General features: G+C 57.3%; 11 protein-coding genes and 1 pseudogene. 4 read left to right on the top strand and 8 right to left on the bottom strand.

What is annotated here, in order from left to right:
- Positions 1 to 196: 196 nt before the first annotated feature.
- From ABS73_RS12525 to ABS73_RS12535, 3 genes are read right to left on the bottom strand one after another with little or no spacing between them, the layout of a single operon-like run.
- Positions 197 to 496 carry a HigA family addiction module antitoxin gene (locus tag ABS73_RS12525; protein WP_015061601.1) on the bottom strand — a complete coding sequence of 100 codons (300 nt, stop codon included), beginning with the start codon at positions 494 to 496 and terminating at the stop codon, positions 197 to 199.
- Between the two features lie 10 nt (positions 497 to 506).
- Positions 507 to 782, bottom strand: a complete 276-nt coding sequence (locus tag ABS73_RS12530; RefSeq protein WP_015061600.1) for a type II toxin-antitoxin system RelE/ParE family toxin — start codon at positions 780 to 782, stop codon at positions 507 to 509.
- Between the two features lie 39 nt (positions 783 to 821).
- Positions 822 to 1,070, bottom strand: coding sequence for a WGR domain-containing protein (locus ABS73_RS12535; protein WP_286693481.1), 249 nt, complete (start codon positions 1,068 to 1,070; stop codon positions 822 to 824).
- A 233-nt stretch (positions 1,071 to 1,303) separates the two neighbouring features.
- Between ABS73_RS12535 and ABS73_RS12540 the strand changes: the two genes are divergently transcribed.
- From ABS73_RS12540 to ABS73_RS12550, 4 genes and pseudogenes are all read left to right on the top strand, one after another.
- A complete protein-coding gene (locus ABS73_RS12540; protein ID WP_217847108.1) occupies positions 1,304 to 1,624 on the top strand; it encodes a plasmid mobilization protein in 321 nt (106 codons plus the stop codon).
- A pseudogene (locus tag ABS73_RS16840) lies at positions 1,614 to 1,991 on the top strand (relaxase/mobilization nuclease domain-containing protein); the annotation flags it as partial. The gene ABS73_RS12540 and the pseudogene ABS73_RS16840, both read left to right, overlap by 11 nt.
- A gap of 352 nt (positions 1,992 to 2,343) precedes the next feature.
- Positions 2,344 to 2,751, top strand: a complete 408-nt coding sequence (locus ABS73_RS12545; RefSeq protein WP_286693482.1) for a hypothetical protein — start codon at positions 2,344 to 2,346, stop codon at positions 2,749 to 2,751.
- A 3-nt stretch (positions 2,752 to 2,754) separates the two neighbouring features.
- Positions 2,755 to 3,024 (top strand): hypothetical protein, encoded by a 270-nt coding sequence (locus ABS73_RS12550; protein ID WP_286693483.1) that lies wholly within the window; start codon positions 2,755 to 2,757, stop codon positions 3,022 to 3,024.
- Between the two features lie 244 nt (positions 3,025 to 3,268).
- On the opposite strand, the gene ABS73_RS12555 is transcribed toward ABS73_RS12550, so the two are convergent.
- The 5 genes from ABS73_RS12555 to ABS73_RS12575 form a co-directional block, all read right to left on the bottom strand.
- Positions 3,269 to 4,096, bottom strand: a complete 828-nt coding sequence (locus ABS73_RS12555; RefSeq protein ID WP_286693484.1) for a S1 family peptidase — start codon at positions 4,094 to 4,096, stop codon at positions 3,269 to 3,271.
- A 64-nt stretch (positions 4,097 to 4,160) separates the two neighbouring features.
- The gene (locus tag ABS73_RS12560; protein WP_286693485.1) at positions 4,161 to 4,961 is read right to left on the bottom strand and encodes a TIGR02391 family protein; all 801 of its coding nucleotides are present in this window, start codon (positions 4,959 to 4,961) and stop codon (positions 4,161 to 4,163) included.
- A gap of 59 nt (positions 4,962 to 5,020) precedes the next feature.
- Positions 5,021 to 5,413: a hypothetical protein gene (locus tag ABS73_RS12565; RefSeq protein ID WP_286693486.1), complete on the bottom strand. Its 393-nt coding sequence runs from the start codon at positions 5,411 to 5,413 to the stop codon at positions 5,021 to 5,023.
- A gap of 70 nt (positions 5,414 to 5,483) precedes the next feature.
- Positions 5,484 to 6,185: a winged helix DNA-binding protein gene (locus ABS73_RS12570; protein ID WP_286693487.1), complete on the bottom strand. Its 702-nt coding sequence runs from the start codon at positions 6,183 to 6,185 to the stop codon at positions 5,484 to 5,486.
- 65 nt (positions 6,186 to 6,250) lie between these two features.
- Positions 6,251 to 6,439, bottom strand: a 189-nt coding sequence (locus ABS73_RS12575; protein ID WP_286693488.1) for a hypothetical protein, incomplete at its 5' end; no start/stop codon positions are given.

A 6,439-nucleotide genomic window follows, 5' to 3' on the forward strand; every position in this document is an offset into this window, starting at 1 on the left:
TAAGAATCTAAGAGGCACCGGTGCTCCCAAACTGTCCCGTTGAGCATGTTGCATGGGGCGGAATGTGCTGGGGAAAGGGGAAGTGCAGAGGGCTGCGCTACGCGGCCACGACAGCGCGGGTAACAGCAAGGTGGGGGTCGGGAAGCGGCAAAGGACAAGAACAGGCCTCAGGACGCCCCAAAAGCGCGCTGAGGGGCTATTCGGCGGCAATCAGGGTGGGGACACCTGAGACGTCCACTTCGCGGGTAGCATGCCACGCGTCGTAGGCCCCCTGCATCCTGATCCAGACCAGAGGGGCATTACCGAACAGCTTGGCGAGGCGCACCGCGACCTCGGGGCTGACGGGCTTGCGCTCGGCCAGGACGTCGTGGAGATGCTGGCGCGAGATGCCGAGCATCCGGGCGATCTCGGCCTTGGGCTTGCCGGTAGCGGGGATCACGTCCTCGCGCAGCAATTCGCCCGGATGCGTCGGGCAGCGGTCGGGGTTGCGGCTCATCCTCGCCTCCTCAGTGGTATTGCTCGAAGTCCAGCACATGAGCGTCGCCGTCACGGAACTCGAAGGTAATGCACCACGGGCCGTTCACATGGACCGTGTAGCGGGTCGGTGTGTGGCCTCGCAGCGCGTGGAAGTCGAAGCCAGGCAGATTCATGTCCTCGGGTACCGTGGCAGCGTCGAGGACGTCCAGACGACGCAGGATGCGGCCGTGCATTCGCGCATCGAGTCTTGATTTCCCCGTTTCCCAGAGGGCCTTCAGCTGCTTGTTCGCAAAGGTCTTGATCATAGGTATGTGTAAGCTGATAGCTTACAAGTGTAAACCAAATCAGAACAGACCTAACTGCTGCGGGCGCAGCCAATAGCCCCGCCGTTTCTTTGCCGTCTCCACCTCCAAGAGCGCCTGCGTGGCTTCTTCCTGGGAGGGGAAATGAATGCGGCGCACCTGTCCGGACTGTCCGATCCGCCCCCATTCCCGTTCAAAGGTCCATCCCCCGAAGAGATCGGGAAGAACCATGAGGCTGTGGAAGCGGGCCAGGTTTTTCGTCGGATCGCGCTTTTCAAGATAGCTTTGCATCGTGGTCCGCACATCCATCCGACACTGTTTCCCGGTTTGGATTGTGCCGATTAGTGCCCTTGTAAGCAACACTATCGCAAGCATACTCTTGTCCGGACACTGCGTGTCCGTCCTTCGCGCTTGTGAGGGGGCCGCTGGCCCCCTTCAATCCCCCCGTTCCGGCAGTCGGAAGGGGCCTGTCCCTGAACCCCGACAAGGGCATCGCCCCTGCACCCCAGAATGAGGTCTTTGCCATGAGGATCGAGATCCGCACCACACCAGAGGAAAAGCGGCGCTGGCAGGAGATTGCTGAGAATAAGGGGGTGTCGCTGTCGGAGCTGGTGCGCTCTGCCCTTGGGGGGCAGCGCCTGCGGAAGCGGCGAGAGCCTCCAAGGGTCGATCCCGATCTGCTGCGGGAACTGGCGCGGATGGGGAACAACCTCAACCAGCTGGCCCGCGCCGCGAACCGCCGGCAGCCCGTGCCGGCTGCGGCGTTGCTGGTGCGGCTGATCGAGATTGACCGGGAACTGTCCGCCTTGCGGGCGGCGCATGAGCGGCCCGCCGATGCTGATTAAGTTCACGGGCGGGGGCCGCGGCGGCGGGGCCGAGATTGCGGACTACCTGACCGCCGCGGACCGCGAGGGGCGCGACCATGCACCGCCCGAGGTGGTGCGGGGCGACATGGAGCGGACCCGCGACCTGATCGACAGCATCGACCGCAAGTGGAGCTACACTCACGGCGTTCTGTCCTTCGCCCTGGAGGACGCGCCCACCGAGGTCCAGCAGCAGGAGGCTATGGACGCTTTCGAGCGTCTGGCCTTTGCGGGCATGGACCCGGAACAATACGACATCACGTGGGTGCGCCATCAGCATACCGAGGGCGGGCGGGTAGAACTGCATTTCGTAACGCCCCGGATGGAGTTGACCACCGGCAAGGCGCTGAACGTGGCGCCCCCGGGCTGGGAACGGTCCTATGCGCCGCTCAGGGACGCGCTGAACTGGTCTCAGGGCTGGGCGCGGCCCGACGACCCAGACAGAGCCACAGAGCTTCACAGAGCCCCGGAGAGGGCCGATGAGGGCTTCCGGCTACGGGAAGGCCGGGAAGGCATCCACGCCTATCTCACGGCGCTTGTAGAGGCTGAGAGGGTCACGGATCGCAAGAGCATGGTTCTGGCTTTGCAGGAGGCCGGATTGCAGGTGCCCCGGCAGGGCAAGGATTACCTGACCGTCCACGACCCAGAGAGCGGGGAGAAATTCCGCATGAAGGGCAGGATCTACGAAAAGGAATGGACTCATGACCGAGAGCTTGACCGCGCGGTTGCAACAGCGGCTGTCCAGCCAGACGGCCGAGATCGAGGCATTGACCTCGGCCGAGCTGACGCGGCTCGCGAGCAGCTTGAGGCAACAATCCGAAGCCGCGCTGCGCACCATGCAGAACGATATCCAAGGCACGAGCCTGATGATGGCCGACGAGTTGGAGATCGTGCGCTTGACCGCGCGCTGGTGGTGGGTGGCGCTAATCGTGACATGGCTGGTGATCGCGGGCTTGTCAGTCTGGCACTGGATGAGTCCCGCACCGGACCCGTTTCCGATCTTCAGGACCGGGGGAGAGAGCTACCTGATGCTACCGGACGGAACCGAACCGATGATCTGCCAAGGCGAGCAGCCGTTTCTCTGCCTCAAACTGCCGAATGGGATGTGAGCCATGAACCAACTAACCCCCTTCGAGCGAGCTTTGCTCGCACAGTTCGAGACATTGGTCAGCACCTCCGAGACCTCGCTCGAAGCGTCAGAAGCCACGTCGAAGCAGTTGCAGACCTTGTCCGAGACCGTGCGAAAACGCCTGGACTCGATCGAGCGGAGGCAACGCGAGATCGAGCATTTTCAGACGCAGTTGCTTCAGTCCTTAAGCACTCAAACCAAGCAAACCATGAGCTTGGTGCAGCAGGTGAACGCGTTGCTGGAAGAAGAATGACGCTGGTCGAGGAACGCGAGGCGCACATCCGGGAGCAGGAGCGAGAAGCGCGGCGGGAACGCGACAGCGGCCACGATTACGGATTATAGGCAAGGTCCTGCACCTAATTTCTCTGATGCTCCACCAGCTGCCAAATGTATGCGAAGGTCTGGTAAGGGCGCAAACCAACTGCTCCCGCCCGCCCTACAGCATGCTCTAATCCGAGCGGGTGGACGGGGGCTAGTTGTCAATTTGCTCGGCCTTTCTAATTTCCGCCGGATAGCCTACGGACCTCGTTCACTAACGTAAGTATTTCTCGCGCTTTAACTACGACGCCAAGGTTACTTGGTATGCCAATATTAGCCATTGCACGTGCGTTAGCCGGGGTTGTTTCCGTCACATGGCCATTTGCCTGGTACAACTGCACTGCATAAACTACTCCGAGTAGCTTCACGCGCTCACCAAAGGATGCAGAGTTATCTCTCGCGTCTAATATAACGCCACTATTATAGAGAAATACTGGAGAGCCGCTCGATCCAGGATAGATTGAGCAATCTATTAGAAACTTTGGCTCATTGTTGTAGTCTAATACAGGGGACGATGCTGTTACGCCACTTCTGAATAAGGGAAGATTTCTATGCTCATCCCACAGGCCTTGTGGATACCCCACTACTAAAACATCTTCTACAAATCTAATTCTTCTTTCTACGTCGTCATCAACTAGATCGCCCTCGCGGATGGCGGTAAGGTTAATTGGGGTATTGTTCGCTGCTAATTGGTTTACAATTGGACCAAGGAGAACGGCAGCCAAGTCGATATCTGCGTTTGGATGGTAAACAACAAGATTCTGAAGGTTATTTACAGTGACGTTTTCGGAGTTTTCGGGTCCTGCCTCCCTTAGATCGGTAGCACGAGAAAATGAAAGGTGAGCAACTGAAAAACCCTCAACAACATGACGGTTAGTAACAAGTAGAGGTGTCCATACCTCGCCTTCCCCAATTCTATAAAGAAAGCTCGTTCCAACACTAGAACGATTTCCATCCTCGCAATGGAGACGTACGGTAGATCTAGCAAGAGCGTCGGAAACTGGCATCTACTGGTAAACTCCGTTAATATGTTGCTTATGTGATGTATTTCACAAGTCGTATTGTTAAGTATTAGTTATCTGTTTCGTCAAGTAGTTTGGCAAGGAGGCTGACAAAAGCAATAAATTCTAAGGCTCGCTCGGGGCGATCTTCTACAAAAGAGTGGGCGCGTGGGTTACGTAGCCCTGCAACCGCGCCTTTAAAAAGCATGAGAAAACCTATTTGTTCGTTGCGGTCAGACTCGTCTGCTAATGAATTAAATGCCACCTTCGGGCTCTTTCCGCCGAAAGCAGCCTCCATTAAGCGGGAGCCATCTTCTTCGAGGCTAGTTCGCAAGCGAACAAGGTTGTTCAAAGCTTTTACTGCACTTTCGACTGCGTTTGCATAATGACCATCTCTATATAATTGAGATGCTGCGCGGTTAATGTCTCGATGTAGGTCTAGTCCATTAAACGCTCTTACGGCCTTGGCATCCTGATCTTCAGGCTCTTCTTCAAGACTTTCTTTAAGCAGCTCTATCCGAGCGCTCAAGCGGCTGATTGCGTTGCTAACCTTGCCTCGGACTTGGTCCATGTTTGCTCTAATAGAAAGGTCTTGGCCAAGCACAAAAGCAATGAACTGTGGGCGTAAGCTTCCAATTTTGAGAGAGACATACTCGTAGCTATTTTGGCCGTATATTTCAGCTAAGGTGGCGTTCACTTTTTGCGCAAGTGCATCAAGTTCATTTCCGTCATTGGCGGCCGCAACAGCATTAAAGTCTAGTGCAGTAAGTTCGGCAATGCGCTTATTTAGACGCGATATTGCCGCACGCTTCTGAGCATTAGAAAGATCAACTGATTTATCATAGGTTATTGTGGCAGGCTTCTTTACCATGGCGGACCTACTGTTTTATCGCGCAGAGACTTTTTTATAATTTACAATGTTAGTTCGTGTTATCTTCCGAGAAGGCGCTGGAGAAGAGTACGTGGTTCTTTTAGCCGCTTATCTTCCAAAAACGCCTGCTGCCGCTCAGCCAAGGCGCGCCAATGGTCGGCATTGGTTTCGGCCTTCGCCAGCATCTCGCGCAGAAGTTCGATCTCACGTTTTAAGGCGAGATCAGTCGGTTCTGTCTGGTTCTTACTGATGGTCGGTTGCGGTTCCGGAGACCGGTCAGGCAACCGGTCCTGAGATTGAAACGGAAATGCCCGGTGCAGCTCCGCCGGGTCTATGGCGTAACGGCCTCGATCATCCTTGGGCGCGCTCATGCGCCCACTGCGAATGGCATCGAGCAGGGTCGACTTAGAGCGACTGCAAATCTTAGCCGCTTGATTCAGCGTTAGCGCCACGAGTGGTTTCCTTAGGCGGTCGGATCCGGTCGGTCTTGGTTCTGAGGTCCGGTCCTGGTCTGGTCGGCTGCTACTCGGGCGCCTGTTCCGTTTTCCCGCCGTCGATTACGTCAAGTTTGTAGCGTTCGACGGCTTGCGCATGGTTATGCACGTTGCCCCGGAAAGCTCCTTCAGGCGTTACGGTGATGATCTTGACCCGCCCACGCTTTACACGCCGGATTGCCCCCACCTGCTCCAGAAGGTCCAGAGCGCGGGCCATGTCTCCCTTATCGGTCCGCATGACTTCACACAGGTCAGCGGCAGTCTTGGTGCATTCATAGGACTGCCAACCAAGATTGCGGGTGATCTGCCAGAGCACCGCCTGCGCGTGGAAGGCCTGCGCCGGAGTTTTTGCCGCCGAGAACACGCGTTCTGTCACGGCGTCCTGATACTGGAATGCAATGGACACGTTGCCCCCTCCGAAGAAGTCGAACTCAAGCTGATTGCTGGCGGAGAGTTCCTTGGCCGCCAGAGCGGCTTCCCGCGCCATAGCAGCCCGCTCGGGGCTGCTTTCCCGCAAGGCCTGCTGATCTAGCAGGAGTGCCGCCTGGTCGTAGGCGCCGCGCTTGTGCAGGGCGCGGGCCGTCAGATCGACAGGAGGGTTCGGGTTAGTGCGCTGACGCTGTTCTGCAGCCCCGACAATGACGCTGATGGACTGCACGGGCGCGCCGGTCCGACGCTGCGCCAGCTGAGTGACCTTCGCCGCTTCAATGTCTTCCGCAGACACCCCCATGCGCCGCAGTTCGTGAAGTGAAATCCTGCCCATCCCTCGCCTCGATAGTTGGCCACCAGCCAACCTTAGTTGGCCACCAGCCAACTGTCAATTTTTGAATTTGCCAGCAGAGCAAGGCCAAAACGGCCAAAATGCACCAGCGTATCCATATATCCTAAGAATCTAAGAGGCACCGGTGCTCCCAAACTGTCCCGTTGAGCATGTTGCATGGGGCGGAATGTGCTGGGGAAAGGGGAAGTGCAGAGGGCTGCGCT

It is taken from the genome of Paracoccus sp. SCN 68-21 (assembly GCF_001724535.1).
In the GTDB taxonomy this organism is placed as follows: Bacteria; Pseudomonadota; Alphaproteobacteria; order Rhodobacterales; family Rhodobacteraceae; genus Paracoccus; species Paracoccus hibiscisoli.

What these genes read in the sequence shown, in the direction of transcription:
- ABS73_RS12525 (WP_015061601.1), bottom strand. Translation starts at nt 496, where the DNA reads ATGAGCCGCAACCCCGACCGCTGCCCGACGCATCCGGGCGAATTGCTG.
- ABS73_RS12530 (WP_015061600.1), bottom strand. Translation starts at nt 782, where the DNA reads ATGATCAAGACCTTTGCGAACAAGCAGCTGAAGGCCCTCTGGGAAACG.
- ABS73_RS12535 (WP_286693481.1), bottom strand. Translation starts at nt 1,070, where the DNA reads ATGCAAAGCTATCTTGAAAAGCGCGATCCGACGAAAAACCTGGCCCGC.
- ABS73_RS12540 (WP_217847108.1), top strand. Translation starts at nt 1,304, where the DNA reads ATGAGGATCGAGATCCGCACCACACCAGAGGAAAAGCGGCGCTGGCAG.
- ABS73_RS12545 (WP_286693482.1), top strand. Translation starts at nt 2,344, where the DNA reads ATGACCGAGAGCTTGACCGCGCGGTTGCAACAGCGGCTGTCCAGCCAG.
- ABS73_RS12550 (WP_286693483.1), top strand. Translation starts at nt 2,755, where the DNA reads ATGAACCAACTAACCCCCTTCGAGCGAGCTTTGCTCGCACAGTTCGAG.
- ABS73_RS12555 (WP_286693484.1), bottom strand. Translation starts at nt 4,096, where the DNA reads ATGCCAGTTTCCGACGCTCTTGCTAGATCTACCGTACGTCTCCATTGC.
- ABS73_RS12560 (WP_286693485.1), bottom strand. Translation starts at nt 4,961, where the DNA reads ATGGTAAAGAAGCCTGCCACAATAACCTATGATAAATCAGTTGATCTT.
- ABS73_RS12570 (WP_286693487.1), bottom strand. Translation starts at nt 6,185, where the DNA reads ATGGGGGTGTCTGCGGAAGACATTGAAGCGGCGAAGGTCACTCAGCTG.